Annotated in this window: 18 protein-coding genes; 14 read left to right on the top strand and 4 right to left on the bottom strand. The window is 34.3% G+C overall.

What is annotated here, in order from left to right; all coding sequences use genetic code 11:
* Positions 1 to 135: 135 nt before the first annotated feature.
* The 4 genes from KO527_RS24850 (at position 136) to KO527_RS24835 (ending at position 2,588) form a co-directional block, all read left to right on the top strand.
* Positions 136 to 720, top strand: coding sequence for a Crp/Fnr family transcriptional regulator (locus tag KO527_RS24850; protein ID WP_216042935.1), 585 nt, complete (start codon positions 136 to 138; stop codon positions 718 to 720).
* An 81-nt stretch (positions 721 to 801) separates the two neighbouring features.
* On the top strand, positions 802 to 1,428 hold the full coding sequence (locus tag KO527_RS24845) for an NAD(P)H-dependent oxidoreductase (RefSeq protein ID WP_216042934.1): 627 nt from the start codon (positions 802 to 804) through the stop codon (positions 1,426 to 1,428).
* Positions 1,425 to 1,898: a DMT family transporter gene (locus tag KO527_RS24840; RefSeq protein ID WP_216042933.1), complete on the top strand. Its 474-nt coding sequence runs from the start codon at positions 1,425 to 1,427 to the stop codon at positions 1,896 to 1,898. The genes KO527_RS24845 and KO527_RS24840 overlap by 4 nt, the downstream gene beginning before the upstream one ends.
* 3 nt (positions 1,899 to 1,901) lie before the next feature.
* Complete coding sequence (locus tag KO527_RS24835) at positions 1,902 to 2,588, top strand: GNAT family N-acetyltransferase (RefSeq protein ID WP_216042932.1); 687 nt, start codon at positions 1,902 to 1,904, stop codon at positions 2,586 to 2,588.
* Between the two features lie 152 nt (positions 2,589 to 2,740).
* Here KO527_RS24835 and KO527_RS24830 read toward each other — a convergent pair whose 3' ends face one another.
* On the bottom strand, positions 2,741 to 3,265 hold the full coding sequence (locus tag KO527_RS24830; RefSeq protein WP_216042931.1) for a hypothetical protein: 525 nt from the start codon (positions 3,263 to 3,265) through the stop codon (positions 2,741 to 2,743).
* A 114-nt stretch (positions 3,266 to 3,379) separates the two neighbouring features.
* Positions 3,380 to 3,643 carry a hypothetical protein gene (locus tag KO527_RS24825; RefSeq protein ID WP_216042930.1) on the bottom strand — a complete coding sequence of 88 codons (264 nt, stop codon included), beginning with the start codon at positions 3,641 to 3,643 and terminating at the stop codon, positions 3,380 to 3,382.
* Between the two features lie 424 nt (positions 3,644 to 4,067).
* On the opposite strand from KO527_RS24825, the gene KO527_RS24820 reads away from it, so the two are divergent.
* From KO527_RS24820 to KO527_RS24800, 5 genes are all read left to right on the top strand, one after another.
* Positions 4,068 to 6,230 carry a fasciclin domain-containing protein gene (locus KO527_RS24820; RefSeq protein ID WP_216043011.1) on the top strand — a complete coding sequence of 721 codons (2,163 nt, stop codon included), beginning with the start codon at positions 4,068 to 4,070 and terminating at the stop codon, positions 6,228 to 6,230.
* Positions 6,231 to 6,406: 176 nt separating this feature from the next.
* Positions 6,407 to 6,919 carry a DUF2867 domain-containing protein gene (locus KO527_RS24815; protein ID WP_216042929.1) on the top strand — a complete coding sequence of 171 codons (513 nt, stop codon included), beginning with the start codon at positions 6,407 to 6,409 and terminating at the stop codon, positions 6,917 to 6,919.
* On the top strand, positions 6,916 to 7,458 hold the full coding sequence (locus KO527_RS24810; protein WP_216042928.1) for a TetR/AcrR family transcriptional regulator: 543 nt from the start codon (positions 6,916 to 6,918) through the stop codon (positions 7,456 to 7,458). Before KO527_RS24815 ends, KO527_RS24810 begins: the two co-directional genes overlap by 4 nt.
* Positions 7,459 to 7,528: 70 nt before the next feature.
* Positions 7,529 to 7,939: a DUF6463 family protein gene (locus KO527_RS24805; RefSeq protein WP_216042927.1), complete on the top strand. Its 411-nt coding sequence runs from the start codon at positions 7,529 to 7,531 to the stop codon at positions 7,937 to 7,939.
* Between the two features lie 276 nt (positions 7,940 to 8,215).
* A complete protein-coding gene (locus KO527_RS24800; RefSeq protein ID WP_216042926.1) occupies positions 8,216 to 10,057 on the top strand; it encodes a methyl-accepting chemotaxis protein in 1,842 nt (613 codons plus the stop codon).
* On the opposite strand, the gene KO527_RS24795 is transcribed toward KO527_RS24800, so the two are convergent.
* On the bottom strand, positions 10,054 to 10,923 hold the full coding sequence (locus tag KO527_RS24795) for a transporter substrate-binding domain-containing protein (RefSeq protein ID WP_216042925.1): 870 nt from the start codon (positions 10,921 to 10,923) through the stop codon (positions 10,054 to 10,056). The two genes, KO527_RS24800 and KO527_RS24795, sit on opposite strands and share 4 nt — an antisense overlap.
* A 281-nt stretch (positions 10,924 to 11,204) precedes the next feature.
* On the opposite strand from KO527_RS24795, the gene KO527_RS24790 reads away from it, so the two are divergent.
* From KO527_RS24790 to KO527_RS24775, 4 genes are all read left to right on the top strand, one after another.
* Complete coding sequence (locus KO527_RS24790) at positions 11,205 to 12,254, top strand: PLP-dependent cysteine synthase family protein (protein ID WP_216042924.1); 1,050 nt, start codon at positions 11,205 to 11,207, stop codon at positions 12,252 to 12,254.
* Positions 12,255 to 12,580: 326 nt separating this feature from the next.
* Positions 12,581 to 12,877 (top strand): biotin/lipoyl-binding protein, encoded by a 297-nt coding sequence (locus KO527_RS24785; protein ID WP_216042923.1) that lies wholly within the window; start codon positions 12,581 to 12,583, stop codon positions 12,875 to 12,877.
* 67 nt (positions 12,878 to 12,944) lie between these two features.
* Positions 12,945 to 13,367, top strand: coding sequence for a hypothetical protein (locus tag KO527_RS24780; RefSeq protein ID WP_216042922.1), 423 nt, complete (start codon positions 12,945 to 12,947; stop codon positions 13,365 to 13,367).
* Positions 13,368 to 13,491: 124 nt separating this feature from the next.
* Positions 13,492 to 13,947 carry an MOSC domain-containing protein gene (locus tag KO527_RS24775; protein ID WP_216042921.1) on the top strand — a complete coding sequence of 152 codons (456 nt, stop codon included), beginning with the start codon at positions 13,492 to 13,494 and terminating at the stop codon, positions 13,945 to 13,947.
* A gap of 32 nt (positions 13,948 to 13,979) precedes the next feature.
* Here the strand turns inward: KO527_RS24775 and KO527_RS24770 are convergent, their stop codons facing one another.
* Positions 13,980 to 14,567 (bottom strand): porin, encoded by a 588-nt coding sequence (locus KO527_RS24770; RefSeq protein ID WP_216042920.1) that lies wholly within the window; start codon positions 14,565 to 14,567, stop codon positions 13,980 to 13,982.
* A gap of 269 nt (positions 14,568 to 14,836) precedes the next feature.
* On the opposite strand from KO527_RS24770, the gene KO527_RS24765 reads away from it, so the two are divergent.
* The gene (locus KO527_RS24765; RefSeq protein WP_252734112.1) at positions 14,837 to 16,840 is read left to right on the top strand and encodes a S9 family peptidase; all 2,004 of its coding nucleotides are present in this window, start codon (positions 14,837 to 14,839) and stop codon (positions 16,838 to 16,840) included.
* Positions 16,841 to 16,872 lie beyond the last annotated feature (32 nt).

The raw sequence follows: 16,872 nt of genomic DNA, 5'->3' as shown, positions 1-16,872 counted from the left end.
AATTAGACAAATATTATGTTGTAACGTGTACTGATTTTTTAAGTAACTGTATTTATATCATTAATAAATAAGTACTTATTTAAGTGACTCAATAATGTTATAAAGATCTTATTAAACTTAAATAACAATAAATCAATGACTCCTGAATTCGCTCACCTTAAAAAAACTTTAAACCTGTATTATTCACTTTCTAACGATGCATGGTCTGCTTATCAGGCGTGTTGCTCGATAAAAAAGTTAGCTAAAGGTGAGATTTTATATGCTATTGGTAGTTTAGCAACAAGCTTTGCTTTTATTCATAAAGGTTTGATGCGGGTTTATACAATAGATGAGTCAGGTAATGAATTTAATAAAAACTTTTTTGATGAAGGGCGATTCCCTGGCTGTATGAGCGCTTTATTGAATAATGAAACGAGTAAGTTGGAGGTTCAAGCGATCGAAGATTGTGAGATTATTGAAATAAATTATCGGCAATTTAGAGAAACATTATTTGATTCACAAGATTTAATGCAGTTTCATATTAATTACTTAGAAAAGCATTGGTTATTAGAAAAAGAGCCTAAGGAAATAGGTTATTTACAATATGAAGCTAAAACACGTTATGCGCATTTTTTACATGAGTTTGCTTCTATTGTAGCTCGTTTACCTCAATATCATATTGCCAGCTATTTAGGGATCACACCGACGCAATTAAGCCGTATAAAAAAAGACTTTAAATAATTTCGCATTTATCAACATATGTAAAGGAATGAAGAAGGTCAATTACTTAGACTACTAGCATACCAACTAGGAGATAACATAATGTCAGTAATTGATGCACTTAATTGGCGATATGCCGTTAAAAAATTTAGTGGGAATACACTTAAAAAACAACAGATTAATGGACTAATTGAAAGTGTGCGTTTAGCTCCCTCTGCCTACGGTATTCAGCCATATCAATTGATTGTAGTCTCAGATCCTGATGTTAAAAAGGCATGTCTACCGCATAGTTATGGGCAAGATAAAGTATCGAATTGCTCTCAATTATTGGTTTTAGCGCATAAAAAGCACATCACAAAAGATGATATTTCATCATATATTGAATCTGTTTCAAAAGAGCAAAATAAGCCTGTTAATACACTGAGTGATTATCAAAAACAAATTGAAGCTGATTTATTAACTCTGGCACCTGAACAGCAAAGTAACTGGGCTCAGCAGCAGTGTTATATCGCTTTGGGAACATTATTAACGCATGCCGCTGTAAGTAAAATTGATGCATGTCCAATGACGGGGTTTGATGTTGATGGTATTAATAATGCGTTAGGGTTGAATGATATCGGATTAAGTGCTGCTGTGTTATGCCCTGTTGGCATTCGAAGTAAACATGATCATGCTGCAAATCGGCCAAAAACACGATTAAGTTACCACGATTTAGTTGTTTCATTATGAATATATTTGTCGTTTTAGCCTTTGTTGCAGGTGCTAGCATTGCGATACAAGCAGCTATGAATGCGCAGTTAGGGCAAATTTTAAATAACAGTTTACTTGCAACTAGCTACGCATTTTTTTCTAGCTTTGCTTTAGTTGCAGGGATAACGCTTTACTTAAGCTTGACTATACAAGTGCAATTGCAAGAAAAAATATTAATGGTTTCCTTATCTGAAATGATTAATCAAGTACCTTGGTACTTATGGATATCATGTATTTTTAGTGTCATAGGTGTTGCGAGCTTTTATTTTTTGATCCCTAAAATGGGTGTTGGCAATGTTATGAGTTATGCATTGGCTGGGCAGATTATTGTCGCTATGATTATTAGTCATTTTGGCTGGTTTGAAAGTCCTTTGAAAGAGATCTCTTTCACTAAATTGGTAGGCACAGTATGTTTGATTTTAGCTATTATTTTAATTAACAAGGAGTAAGTTATGAGATTTTCACTGAATGATAATTTAAACAATCTTAACTATTTTTGGCAAGCACTTAAAGTTGATGAACAAAATGGGCAGTTTACACATAAAAGTTGGCCTAATAAGCATTGGCAAGCAGACTTTAATTTTCCTGAATTGGTGCCTTCTACAAACTTGCCAAAAAATAAAGTTGTGAGCACAGTAAAAGAATTAACAAACCCAGAGGACTTAGGTTTAGAGATTAAAAACCAATTAGTGATAATGAATTTAAAACTAGCGCAATTGAACGAATTATTAAATGACAGTAATCATGTGAATATCGTTAAATTATCAGTCGGTGATGATATTAGTAAATGGGTTAAGGGGTGCGGTGAAGCTTTTGGTTATGAAATTGATTCTGATATTATTGAACATTTATTAAATAATGAAAATGCGAGTATTTTTGCATATATGAAAGATCGGGAAATCGCTGGAACTGCCATTAGCTATAAAACGGGCAACACCCTAGGAATTCACCAATTAGGTACAGCTCCAAATTATCGAAAAATGGGTGTCGCTTTATCATTAATGCAGCATCTTTTAGCACAAGCTTTAACCTTAAAGTGTGAATTGGTGAGTTTACAGGCATCAAAAGCAGGTTTACATATGTATGAGAAGCTTGGGTTTAAACCACTTGGAAAATTAACGGGTTATAGTTCATTTTAATTATTGCTCTTGATAGGCATAATTAAAACCTGAAAGCATTGAGGTTTTTCGTTAAATTTATTGAAATCATATGCTTTGAATATTTAGCTCAAAGCATATGATTAAAACTGTGTTTTTTAAGCTAAAGGGTGCTTAGCTAAAACTGAGCATTGCTAACTTTGTTTAAGAACATCTCTCAAGTCATTGAGGGCTTGTACTGAAAAGCCTCTATCGTAAAAGTAGAGTATTTTTCCTGTTTGGTCTATCAACAGAATACGGGCATTGTTGCCTTTTTCGTTACCCGTAAATGCTTGCATTTTTTCGCCATCAGCATACAAAGTGACTACTCCGCCCCAAAGCTCTTTTGGGATCCCAGCTCTCATGCCATCATTTATAACTGTGCTGAACATACGTGGGAACATGCCTTGAATAGCTGGTATTTCATAAGCTTTTACATCAGTATTTGTCATATCTAGCGCGATGAGCCAGCGATCAATATCAAATTGTGAATTTTGTTTGTAACCAACTAACAGTAGGGTATTTTTTGTAGCGAACATGCTAGGTAAGGAAACTTCTTTTTGTGTGAGTGTTTCACCAGCCATTTCAGGGAGTGTTAAACCTGTGATATTTTTATTTGGGAAAGCTGTGCTACAGCCAGTGATAATGATAGTGAGAATTAAGCAAATAAGTAATTTCATTGTGTAACCTATAATATGTATTATTTTAATAATTACTCCACATTACGAAATAAATTAATAGTGCGATCAAAAATAATAGCTTTAATGCCTCACAACACTAAAGCTAATCTATTGTTACTGCTGAGTTTGGCCTCTAGCAGTACAATAAAGAATACCATTATACTGATCAAAACTCGGCGCTAATTTTACTGTTGTTACATCACTATATGATGCTCTAAGTTTAGACTCTGCTTTAGCACATACCTGATTGTGATCTGCAGGGGTTGGTGAAGATGCTTGTGCCGAAACTGTTCGCCACCAACCATTTGTTTGAGCCGCAAAAGTACCTACTGATGTAACCCCTAGCGTAATCGCTAATAAAAGTGATGATTTTTTCATTTTTATCTCCTTGTTAATAGTTTGTATAACTTATGGGTACTTAATAAAGTAATCAAATGAAAATAATTAACGTTAGGTTGTTTAAAATAGCTCAGTTAATAAATGTGTTGATATTTTTTAGGTGTAAAGTGAGAGAGGTATTAATGATTACTTTAACTTGGGAGCTGCTTGTAAAGAAACTTAGCATATGAATTTTATTCAACGGTACTGAATCTATAGTTGAATAAATAATTTTATTTTTTCATTTTTAGTCTACAAAAACAAAAAATATTTTAATATACGATGTTGTGTTAGATAAAGTTCGCAAATTTAAAATGTTTTTTTATTTCGCATAAAATATGAACTTTATGTTTTTTTAAAGCGTATGCCTATTCGTTCGTTAAATAATTTATAACTAGAGGATAGGCCAGTGAAAAACGTAAAAATGATATTTCTAATTACAAGCTTATTTTTATTACAAGCTTGTAATGACGATGATAATGACAAAAAAGAAACCGTTACCTTACCTGAGCCAGTTGTAACGACAATAGTCGATGCCGCAGTTGCTAATGGTAGTTTTACAACTTTAGTTGCAGCACTTCAAGCTACAGGACTTGATGCGACGTTATCAGATCCAGATGCTAAGTTTACAGTATTCGCGCCAACAGATGATGCTTTTGAACTATTAGGCGAAGATACAATTAATGGGTTACTTGCAGATACCGAGACATTATCAGACATCTTAACTTATCATGTGATTAGTGGTGAAGTTGACGCAGCAACAGCTGTAGCCAGTGCTGGTAATACAGTCGAAATGGTTAATGGCGATATGGTTGGGCTGTCACTTGATGGCGATAATTTACTCGTCAATACTGCTACAGTTATTATTACCGACTTACAAACAGATAATGGCATTATCCATGTAATTGATGCTGTTATTTTACCGCCTAAAGACAAAGGCGAACCTACAATGAATATTGTTGAAACAGCAGTTAGTGCAGGTAACTTCACTACCTTAGTAACAGCATTACAAGCGGCTGGTTTAGACGGTGCATTAGCAGACGAAACTAAAGAATTTACAGTGTTTGCACCAACTGATGAGGCTTTTAATCTTTTAGGTGCTGATACGATTGCTGCATTATTAGCTGATACTGAAACGCTTTCAAATATCTTATTACAGCATGTTGTTGAAACAACTGTATCTTCAACAGCAGCCTTCACTTTGAATGGTAAGCAAGCGACAACTTTATCTGGTGCGATGGTCCCAATTAACATTAATAGTGAAACAGATAGTTTAACCTTTGGCGGTGCTAAAATTGTGATGACAGATCTTTACACTACCAATGGGGTAATACATGTAATTGATATGGTGGTTGTTGCTGATGTTGTAGTGCCTGAGCCTGCAATGAGTATTGTTGATGTAGCAACGCAAGCAGGGAGTTTTAATACTTTAGTTGCTGCGCTAACTGCGACCGGTTTAAACGAAGTATTAGCTAATTTAGATGCACAATATACAGTATTTGCGCCTTCAGATGAGGCTTTTGCATTATTAGGTGAAGATACAATTAATGCCTTGTTAGCTGATCCTGAAGCTCTGAGTAATATATTGCTTTACCACGTTGTATCAGACGCTAAAGTTATGCAAGATCAGGCTGTTACTATCGCGCAATCAGATAATAAAATGATTACTATGACCAATTCACAAAAGGCGAGTTTATCATTAACGGATTCTACATTATATGTAAATAAATCAGCAGTTTCAGCTGCTAATATTATGGCAGATAATGGTGTGATCCATGTTGTAGACCAGGTTATTTTACCGCCTAGTGTAAAAGTTGACTCATCAAAGAGCATTGTTGATGTTGCAGTATCAAATCCAGAATTTTCTACTTTAGTAACTGCACTAGCAGCTGCAGACCTTGTATCTACTCTTGATGATGACGCTGGTACATTTACTGTATTTGCACCAACCAATAATGCATTTTCAAAAATTGATAGTGCTGCACTGAGTGCGTTATTAGCAGATACCACTGCATTAACTAATGTTTTACTTAAACACGTTGTGGGTGCTGAAGTAAATGCTTTGTCTGCTTATGCGGCAAATGGCGCCATGGTTGAAACACTTTCAGGTGACAAAGTCAGCGTTAAATTAGTTAATTTTACTAAAACGACCAATAGTGAATCTGATGAAGTTGCATACAATGCTTTATCAGAAATGTTAGTGGGTGGCATGAACTCACAATCAGATGGTTTTACAGTATACGTATTTGATAATGACTTAGGGACTTCAGGTAGTACATGTAATGATACGTGCGCCGCTAACTGGCCACCAGTATTAGTGACAGATGGTGCTGTTGATAATATTCCTGAACTTTCAACAATTACCCGTGATGACAATACAATGCAGGCTGCATATTTAGGCCGCCCACTTTATTTTTATGTTGGCGATACCACCAAAGGTGATATGAAAGGTCAAGGTGTAAACGATGCTTGGTGGACTGTGAAGCAGCAACAAGTATCATTGCAAGTGCAAGGTACCAATGTTACAACAACAGATATTTATACATCTAATGGTGTGATCCATGTAATAGATACTGTGATTAATTAATAATCTAACGTGTGTTGTCAAAGTCCTTATTGCAGTAATGCTTTAAGGACTTTTTTCATATTTTAAATTAATAGTATTTATAAAACACACAAAAAACTTTACCTAAAATAAAAACCACACTAATATGGATACCATACTGTATGGTATGTTTTGATTTGAAAGTAATGGAGTTAAATATGGATTTTTTATTCCCAAATGTGCGCACACTTGAAGCGCCTGTAAACGATAATCTAGCCAGTAAAGCTGAAAGTTATTATTTTCGTGATGCATTATCTGCTGCAATAACTAAATCTGAACTCTCACCTAGTCAATTACAGCATGCCATTTTTGCTTACATGCCAAACTGGGTTGGCAGTTTAATGCGATTACGTAATCGTATTGTGAAATCATTTGGTTTTAAAGTAGGGGCAGATAACTTAAAACCAACCAGTGATGAATTAGAAGTAGGTGATAAAGCGGGTTTTTTAACAATCACTGAAAAATCAGAGAGTGAAATAATCTCTTATTCAGAAGATAAACATATGACGTTTTACATATCAGTATTAAAAAAATCAGACGAAGTTATTGTGTCTACTTTAGTAAATCAAAAAACACTGATTGGACGCATTTATGTAAATAGTATTTTACCTTTTCATTATATTATTGCGCGTACAGTGATAAATAATGCAATTAAAGCCAATAGAATATGAAAAAAGAAACTAAAAATAGTCAGTTAGACTGGCTTGAATTCGCCTTAGATATATTAATTAAAAAGGGGCCAGACTCTTTAAAAATAACCCCTTTGTGTGATTTAAAAGGCGTCACTAAAGGCTCTTTTTACCACCATTTTAAAAATCGTTCTGAGTTTATTGAAACCTTAATGACGCATTGGTATCAAGAAATGACACTAGATTTTATAACACAAGCCAATACACAAGCGTCTCCTCTAGAACGATTAAAAAAGTTAGACCAAGTGATTGCGAGTCATAACATTGAAGCTGAAATGCATATCCGTGCGTGGGCTTTAAAAGAGCAGAGTATTGCAGCCCATTTAGAAAGAATAGACCAACAAAGGCAAAGCTATTTAGCGCATTGTTATATAGAGCTGGGTATGGAGGAAGTTCAAGCGCAAGATATTGCGTTGATGGCTTATGCCAATTTCTTAGGTATGCAACAAATACATCCAAAGCCTTCTGTTGAAGCTGTTTTAAGAATATCGGCTATGGCATCAAAAACATTTATGCCATAACTGCAAGATTGATAATAACTAACATCAAGTAAGTTAACATTGAATTTTTATAAACTTAAGGAACAAGAAGATGAAAGCAATGAAATACTCCGGTTATTACTTAGTTTTTACAGGTATTATTCACAACTTAATTGGCCTAGCTTTAGGTTGGCAAAGCTTGGTTGATATGCATCAAGATAATTGGTTTGCTAGCACTATTGTAAATGGCCAAATGATATTCCAGCGAGAAGCCATAGTCTGGTTTTTATTAACAGGATTCTTTTGGGTTTTATTTGGTTTAATGTTACAAAAAGCGCTTAAAGAAGGCTTTACGCCGCCACTGTCTTTAGCTTGGGGGTTTATAGCAATAGGTATTATTGTTGCTATTATTATGCCAGTATCTGGTGCTTACTTGCTTATTATTCAGGGGGTTATTCTGTTAATAGGTATTATAAAATTAACACCTCAGACTATTGTCTATTCAGAATCTACACGTACATAATTTGCTCAGCGGCTAGTGTTGGTCGCTGATTTCCTTTCTGTTTCATGCATTTATTTCCTCTTCTTTATATTGTTAAGCGAGCGTTAAGTAAACTTCTTTTAATATTCACTTCCTTATTGAATTAACAATGTGAAGCTTTTAATAATTAAGGCTTGTTAATTCAACTTAAATTGATTTATGTCATTAAATATACATATTAAACAATAGATTAAAGGATATAATGATTCGCTGTCACTTAAAGTGGCTTTTAACTATTTAACGAAAATGAGCACCATAATGAATTTCACCATCAAGCAAAAATTAATGATTTTAACAGGATTTATTTTGTTAGGTTTAGCTGGCTTATATATAGAAAACTCGGTGAATCAAAATAAAAATGCGCAGTTAGTGAAAATGAAATCAAGGCTTCAAGATGTACAGTTGTCAATTTTACAACTTAGAAGAAGCGAAAAAGATTTTATGCTCAGAAGTGACGAAAAATATCGTAATCGTTTTAATACAACGACTAAGCAGACAGCCTTACTTTTATCTTTACTTGAAACTGATTTAAAACTTGCAAATATAAATATTGATAAAATAAAGGCATTGAGTAGTTCATTAGCAGCTTACAATGCATTATTTAATGATCTTGTTGATGCTTCAATAACTAAAGGACTGACTAAGACTTCGGGAAGTTACGGTGGTTTACGAGCCGCCTCCAGTGAATTAGAAAAGACAATAAATCAACTCAATGACTTAGCGAGTTATGTTGATTTATTAATGCTAAGAAGACATGAAAAAGACTTTATGTTGCGCCATGATGACACATATGTCGATAAAGTATACCAAGTGTCTGATATTTTAAATGAAAAGCTTAATAGTACGCATAGTAAAGCTTTATTAAATCGTTATTTAAATGAATTTAAACAGTTTGTAGATATTAGTCAAAAAATAGGGCTTGATGCTAACTCTGGTATTCAAGGTGATATGAGAGCCGTAAGCCAGAAAATGGAAAAAGATTTAGAAGCTGAGATAGTAAGGTTAAATAATTACATAACGTCCCATATGAAAAGCGCTCAGGTATCCCATATCACAATCACTTTGTTGATATCTGCTTTTATGATTTTTGCTGTACTTGTGATATCAAAGCAAATTATTACTCCTTTAGCTGTATTCTCAAACCGAATAACACAGATCCAAAAAGAAAATAATTTATCGCAAAGATGTGAGGAAAGTCATGATGAAATAGGTGTCATTGCGAAAGAGTTTAATAGTTTAATGGCTCATTTTCAGTCATTAATAAAAAGCATTAATACTACTGTAGATTCATTAAGTGATTCTACTAACGTAGTATCTAAAAGTGTTGAAGAAACATCTAAAGGTATAAGTGAGCAAGCTATTCAAAGTGATATGGTAGCAACAGCTGTGGCCGAAATGGGCATGACTGCGAATGAGATTGCTAATAACGCACATTTAACAAGAAACAAAACAGATGAAGTTTCAGTTAAGATAGTTGAGGGTAAAACTAAACTAGATAACACAGTTATAAATATTAATAATTTATCACAAAAGCTTATAAATGCTGGCGATGAAATTGTAAATTTACAAGATCAAAGTAATGGCATTTCTTCGGTGCTCGAAGTCATAAAGAGCATCGCCGATCAAACTAACCTTTTAGCTTTAAATGCTGCAATTGAAGCCGCTAGGGCTGGAGAGCAGGGACGAGGCTTTGCTGTTGTAGCTGATGAAGTTAGAACACTCGCTGTGAGAACGCAAAGTTCAACCGCTGAAATAACCTCTATTATAAGTGAGCTACAAGCAAAAACGTCTGATATTGTTGTAGTCGTAAATAACTGTAAAGAGCAGGGCATTGAAAGTGTGCAACAAGCCACACAAACTGAAGCGGTATTAAATGAGATAATCTCTGATATTGATGTTATCACCGATATGACAGTGCAAGTGGCTACCGCTGTTGAGCAGCAGTCAAATGTAGTGCAGGGCGTAGATATTAATATTGTTCAGATACGCGATATTGGTGAGCAGGTTGCCTGTGATTCTCAAAGTAATGCTACGGCAAGTAAAAATGTAGCTAAATTAGCAAAAGATTTATTTGAAGAAGCAAATGTATTTAAAATTTAGTCTTTAGAAATATAGGTTTTATCTGTAAATCTTTGTTTTAAGTATAACTGTAAAAGACTAAGTTCTTTTTCTGAAAACCACTTTTGATGGGCTTTATAATATTTTGGGCTTTGGTAAAGTTGCTCTAGTATAAGATTAATATCTTGAATTGCTTTTTTACCTAAGTCGCTGTTAGAGCAATTTATATGTGCTATTAAATAAGGTGGCGCACCCGCTATTGGATAGTATTCTAATTGTTGCTTTTGTTTTTCTGTGGGCTCCATATCTATTGGTAACGCTAATAAAAAATCGAATCGTTCGGAATATAACATAGACTCTAATGCAGTAACTCTATTTGTACCACCGAGATAATAAATATCTTCATGTTCAAGTTTTGAGATTTGTTTGTCTAAAAACTCACCAAAAGAGACGCCTTTTGCAATGCCGATTGTATGGTTTGGGTATACTTTAAAAATATGAGAAAGAGACTTAATTTGACCTTTTTCATTTAGTAAGGCATGAGATAAAGGGCGTTTACCTTTATATCTATATAATTTATGCGTTAAGTAAAAGCTCTGTGGGCTTGAAAATAATGAATATGCTCTTCTTGCTTTGGTATTCGCTCTATTGGCGGTGCATACGTTATTTTGATCTTTGATTGATTGAGAGATCCTAGATGAAGAAGAGCGCTTCACTATAATATTATATTTTTGTAAGCTTGTTATTATTAGGCGTTCTATATATGTTGAGGGTGACGATATTTCATAATTTTCGTCGAGTAAATGTTTGTTTTCTGCTTTATCTTCTACAAACCAAATCAGTTCCTGTTTATTAGTCGCATTTTTAGATACCTTATCGTTTGCAATTACCAAAAACGGTAATAGCATTAATAAATACATAAGCCTCAAAATAGTGCGCCGCAACAAAATACCTAATAAGTAAAATCAAAGATAGGAGCTGTAATTTAGCTTCTGATGAGTAAATATACTACTTTTTTATAGCTGTGATTACAAAGTTGTTTTATGTCGTTTTGATATCATGTTTAATGTTATTAATTTCATAATCGTTAGTTTGATTTAATACAATCACTTATTTCATTATTAGTGTATTGTTTTATTTCTAAATTTTATATTGATAGACAAGCTGTAAGATTAACTTTGGAGTTTATATGAATACGAATTGGACTAAATATGCGATTTCCCAAATAGAAGCTGACTATACACGCTCAGCAGATACGCATCTTATTCAATTACCTTTACCGTACTTTAAAGATATTGATATTTATTTTAAAGATGAAAGCACCCATCCAACCGGTTCTTTAAAGCACCGTTTAGCCCGTTCGTTATTTTTATATGCATTATGTAACGGCTGGATCAATGAAAATACACCTGTTATTGAATCTTCAAGTGGTTCAACTGCGGTATCTGAAGCGTATTTTGCACGATTATTAGGTTTACGCTTTATTGCTGTAATGGCAAAAAGTACGGCGAAAGAAAAGATAAAACAAATTGAATTTTATGGTGGTGAATGCCACTTAGTTGATTGCACTACACAAATTTATAGTGAGTCAGAAAAGTTAGCCAAAGAGTTAAATGGCCATTATATGGATCAGTTCACTTTTGCTGAAAGAGCCACCGATTGGCGTGGTAATAATAATATAGCTGAACGTATTTTTAGCCAGATGTCGAAAGAGCGTTTTCCAGTACCAAGTTGGTTAGTAATGAGCCCTGGTACGGGCGGCACATCAGCAACGATAGGTCGTTACATTCGTTATCAAGGTCAAGATAGTAAATTATTAGTTGTCGACCCAGAACATTCAGTTTTTTATGATTATTACAAAACGGGCAATGCAGGTTTACAAAATACGCAAGGAAGTAAAATTGAAGGCATAGGGCGACCTAGAGTTGAGCCTTCTTTTATTTCTGGCGTGATTGATGAAATGCTAAAGGTAACTGACGCGAAAAGCATTGAAGCTATGTTATGGCTGAGCGAACAGCTAGGCCGTAAGGTGGGTCCTTCTACAGGGACTAATTTTGTAGGTGTATTAAAATTGGCTGAACGAATGAAACAAGCCAATGAGAAAGGGTCAATCGTTACTTTATTATGTGATAGCGGCGAACGTTATTTAAATAGTTATTATGATGAGAATTGGCGAAAATCTAGAATAGAGCATGATAAAAACTACATGACTTACCTACAAAGTATTTCTAAAACCTAAATTGTAAAACAAACCTTATTAGGCGTAAGATTTGAATAATATTAAATTAAAGTTGTGACAATTAGCATGGTCACAACTTTTTCATCATCATTCATTGTTATTTCCTCCTTTGATTCTTTTTTCATTTTTGTTCTGAACCACACTGCAGTCAACATTAACTAGCAGGTAGTTGTTATGGACAAGCCAATCAGTAAAAAAACAAATAAAACAGTTTATAAAAAATTAGCTTATACAGTAATAGCATGTGGATTAGCTTGTGCTGGATATGAGGGATTTATACATTAAGTGCTTCAGATAAAACGTATAACGTATCAACTAAAAACTTAGTGTTCAGCCAAGTAGTGCAAGCAGAGTTTATCGAGTATTTGCCTTTACGGGGCATTGTTGAACCAGAAGATACAATTTTTATAGATGCAATTGATGGTGGGCGCGTTGAAGAAATTTATATTCAAGAAGGTGAAATTGTTGAAAAAGGGCAAGCAATATTAAATCTCAGTAATACTAATTTACAGCTTAATGTATTAGCACGTGAAGCGGAGGTTTCTGAGCAAATAAATAATATGCGTAATACACGTTTAGCGTTAGAGCAAAATCAGTTAAAACTGAAACGTGATGTGATTTAACTCGATTTTGAAGTGTTAAAATTAAAAAATTAAAAAATTAGAAGATGAATCCCATAGTTCAATCTCTATGGGGCAAGGTTATTTAGGATTACAAAGCTACTATGCTTCGTGGGCAAAACCACATTTTAAAAACTCATCAGACTTTGAAAATAAAGGCGGGTTAGCTGGATTAATAGATGTATATACAACTAGAACCCCTTCAATAATACCCATCAGTATTTTAGAGCATATGGCTCTACTTTACGTTGATGAGCAAAATAATGAGCAAGTAATTAAGCTATCTTTATATGCAGTAAAGCAGCATCCCGCTTCAGGCCGTGCTTTACGTAATTTAGCGTATGTTTATGAAAAATTGAATATGCCAACAAGGGTATTAAAAGCTTATGTGCGAGCATTAGAAGTTTCGATTGAGAATAATCACAGGCAAACCAGTATTGAATCTCATAAAAATGCGTTAGCTCAGTTTAAAGAGAAAAACACTATACTATAAATGAGCCGTTCCTGTTTAATATAGGCGAAATAATAAAAGCATTAAAAAATAATATTTGTAAAAATTAGAACTAATTAACTTATGCATTCGTATTGTTGCTTAATAAATTAATAAAGAGAATTTTATGGCTGTTTTATGTGCTATTGGGTTTAAACACTTAAAAGGAGGACCAATATTTGAGGCCGATAAAGCAAAGGTCACTAAAGCTGAAGGTGTTAACTTAGGTTTACCCCGTAAGCCGAGTAATAGGCAAGTGACAATTTTGTCATTAGAACAATGGTTAGAAGCGTGCAGCGCTTTGAATATCACATTACCTTGGTTCACAAGGAGGGCGAATCTGCTTGTTTCTGGCATTGAGTTTAATGCGGGACATATTGGTAAAGTAATAAATATTGGTGATTTACAATTATTGGTCACAGGTGAAACTGAACCATGCTATAAAATGGATTGGGTTCATCCTGGCTTATCTGCTGCGTTAAATTGTTATTTTAGAGCTGGCGTAACTTGTAAAGTGATAAATAATGCAAATATTGAAGTAGGCAACGCCATGCATATAACAGAACAATTGAGTTTATTTTAGAATATTCTTTTTCAATACAATGATTTTTAAATTTAAAGAGTTTTACGTATACCCAAAGAAAGTTGATCTAAGTCCACCTCACCTGCAATACGACTAAATTCAGTTGTTATATGCCAAGTATCAGAAAATTTATAATTACCACCTAAAACAAAGCCCGACTTACGATCAACGTTTTCAATATCAGTGCTAGTCAGTGCTGCATTTAGTTCTATGAGTTCACTTACTTGAGAGTGTAGACCTAATTTAATAGTATCCACATCAAGTGTAATCTTACTATTATCTTTAGATTTTACCTTCCAATCACCTAAGTTATATGAAGCAAATACAGTGATAGCATTATCAAAATCGTATTTTGCACCTAAGTCATATTGGAAAGTGTCGAAATCGACATCAATATTTACAATATCGCCAGATGTTTGGGCGTAGTTAGCTTCAACAAAAAAGTAATCACTTAATTCATAAGAGCCTTTAATACCAAGGTCCTTAGTATCTAAATCATCATTAGAATCAGATTGAACATAAAAAACTTCTGCAAATGTGAATACTGGAGAGTCATTTGCGATAAGAGAGTTTGAGAATAATCCACTTGCTAAAAGAACGGGAAGAATTGCGTATTTCATTAAACATTATCCTTGTTTATAGATGTTAAAAAATAGGGATAATGCATTTTAATTATTTCTAATGTAAAGAGGTTTTATACAATTAAATATCAAAGAAATCTTACTAAATAGTCTTTAAACTCCAACTCAAAAATATGCTTATAAACGCATATTGTTTGCCAAAAAAAACTGATAAAGGCATAGTTTTGTTCAATATAAAAACCGAACTAATTTTCTATTTGGAGTGAAACATGAAAAAAGTATTTAAAGGCGCAATATTGCTTGGCGGAATGCTAAGTTCTGCATTGGTATCTGCATCATCTACATTTGAGGCTGAAGATATTTTTGCCCTTGAATATGCAAGCAGCGTTAAACTTTCTCCAAATGGTAAAAAAGTTGTTTATATCAGAAATTCAAACAACATCATGACCGATAATAAAAATAAAAACTTATGGTTAGTTGATGTTAAGTCGGGTGAGCAAACACCTTTATTTTCTAATGGCAATCAATACTCACAACCAACTTGGTCACCAGATGGTAAAAAAATTGCTTTTGTGAGCAATGAAACCGGTAGCAAACAAATTCATGTGCATTACATAGCTGAAAATAAAACAGCTATGGTGAGCCAAGTACAGGCAAGTGTGAGCAGTTTAACTTGGTCGCCAGATGGCAGGTGGTTAGCGTTTAGCCAAAAGGTTAAAGGTAAAAAAACTAAATTAGCAAAAATGCCTAAAAAACCAAAAGGCGCTAAGTGGGCAGAGCCTGTAATTGTAATTGATAAAGCGTATTATCAAGCTGATGGTAGTGGTTTAATTAAGCCTGGCTATAATCATATCTTTGTATTGCCAGCAGATGGCGGCACAGCGCGCCAAGTAACCAGTGGTGAATACCATCATAAAGGCACACTTGCTTGGACTAAAGACAATCAAAATATTGTTTTTTCAGCTAATCGCATCAGTGATTGGGAATATAAAAGACTTGAAGGTGACTTATTTTCGGTAGCAGTCAATACTGGTGAGATCACTCAGTTAACTTCGACTCCAGGTAACGAATATAACCCTACTTTTTCTGAAAATGGTAAAAGCTTAGCCTTTCTTTCAGGTTCTAATGAATTAAACCCTTATCGTAATGCAAAATTAAACATTTTAAATTGGGGTTCTAAAAAAGTAACACCATTAGCTGCAGATTTCGATCGTTCAGTAAGATCACCAAAGTGGATTTCTTCTTCATCACTTGCTTTTAGTTATGATGATTTTGGTAAGCGTAAAATAGCGACAATTACGACTAAAGGTAAAATTAAAGATTTAACAGATACTGTAACAGGTACTACATTAGGTCGACCATATATTAGCGGTGAATTTGACGCGAATACATCAGGTAAAATCGTATTTACAACGGGCTCTTCAGAACGCCCAGCTGATGTTGCTATGGTAAGTACACGCGGTAAAGTAAAGCAATTAACTAGCCTGAATGAAGATTTACTAGCGCATAAAAAGCTAGGAGAAATGCATGAGATTAACTACAAATCTTCATTTGATGGTGAGGAAATTCAAGGTTGGTACATTACGCCACCAGATTTTGATCCTACAAAAAAATATCCTCTTATTCTTGAGGTCCATGGTGGTCCACATTTAGCTTACGGTCCGCATTTTACAGCTGAACTTCAGCGTTTTGCAGCACAAGGATATGTTGTATTTTATGATAACCATCGTGGTAGTAGCTCATACGGTGAGCGTTTTGCGATGTTACTTAAATATAAATACAGCTCAAAAGAAGATTTTGCAGATCATAACTCAGGCGTTGATGCCATGATAGACTTAGGTTTTATAGATGATAAAAACCTATTTATCGCTGGTGGTTCTGCTGGTGGTATCGCAACAGCTTATGCAATTGGTTTAACTGATAGATTTGCAGCAGCAGCTGTTGTAAAACCTGTAATTAACTGGTTAAGCAAAGTATTAACTGCAGATAGTGGTTTAGGTCAAATACCAACGCAATTCCCTGGTATGCCTTGGGATCACGTTGAGCATTACTGGCAGCGTTCGCCTATGTCGTTAGTGGGTAATGTCACTACACCTACATTATTAATGACAGGTGAAGAAGATTTACGCACACCTATGGCTCAAACTGAACAGTATTACCAAGCATTAAAGTTACGCAAAATTGATACTGTATTGGTAAAAGTACCAGGTGCGCCACACGGTATTGCTGGTAAGCCATCACGTATGATCACTAAAATTGAACATACATTAGCTTGGTTTGAAAAGTACAAAACAGAGCGAACAGCTAAATAAGCTTTGATATTAAATGCCTTTAATCATATAAA

The organism is Pseudoalteromonas sp. C2R02 (assembly GCF_018860845.1).
Lineage (GTDB): Bacteria > Pseudomonadota > Gammaproteobacteria > Enterobacterales > Alteromonadaceae > Pseudoalteromonas.
Note: the sequence above shows the minus strand (reverse complement) of the source record. Positions and strands in the feature narration are given on the sequence as shown.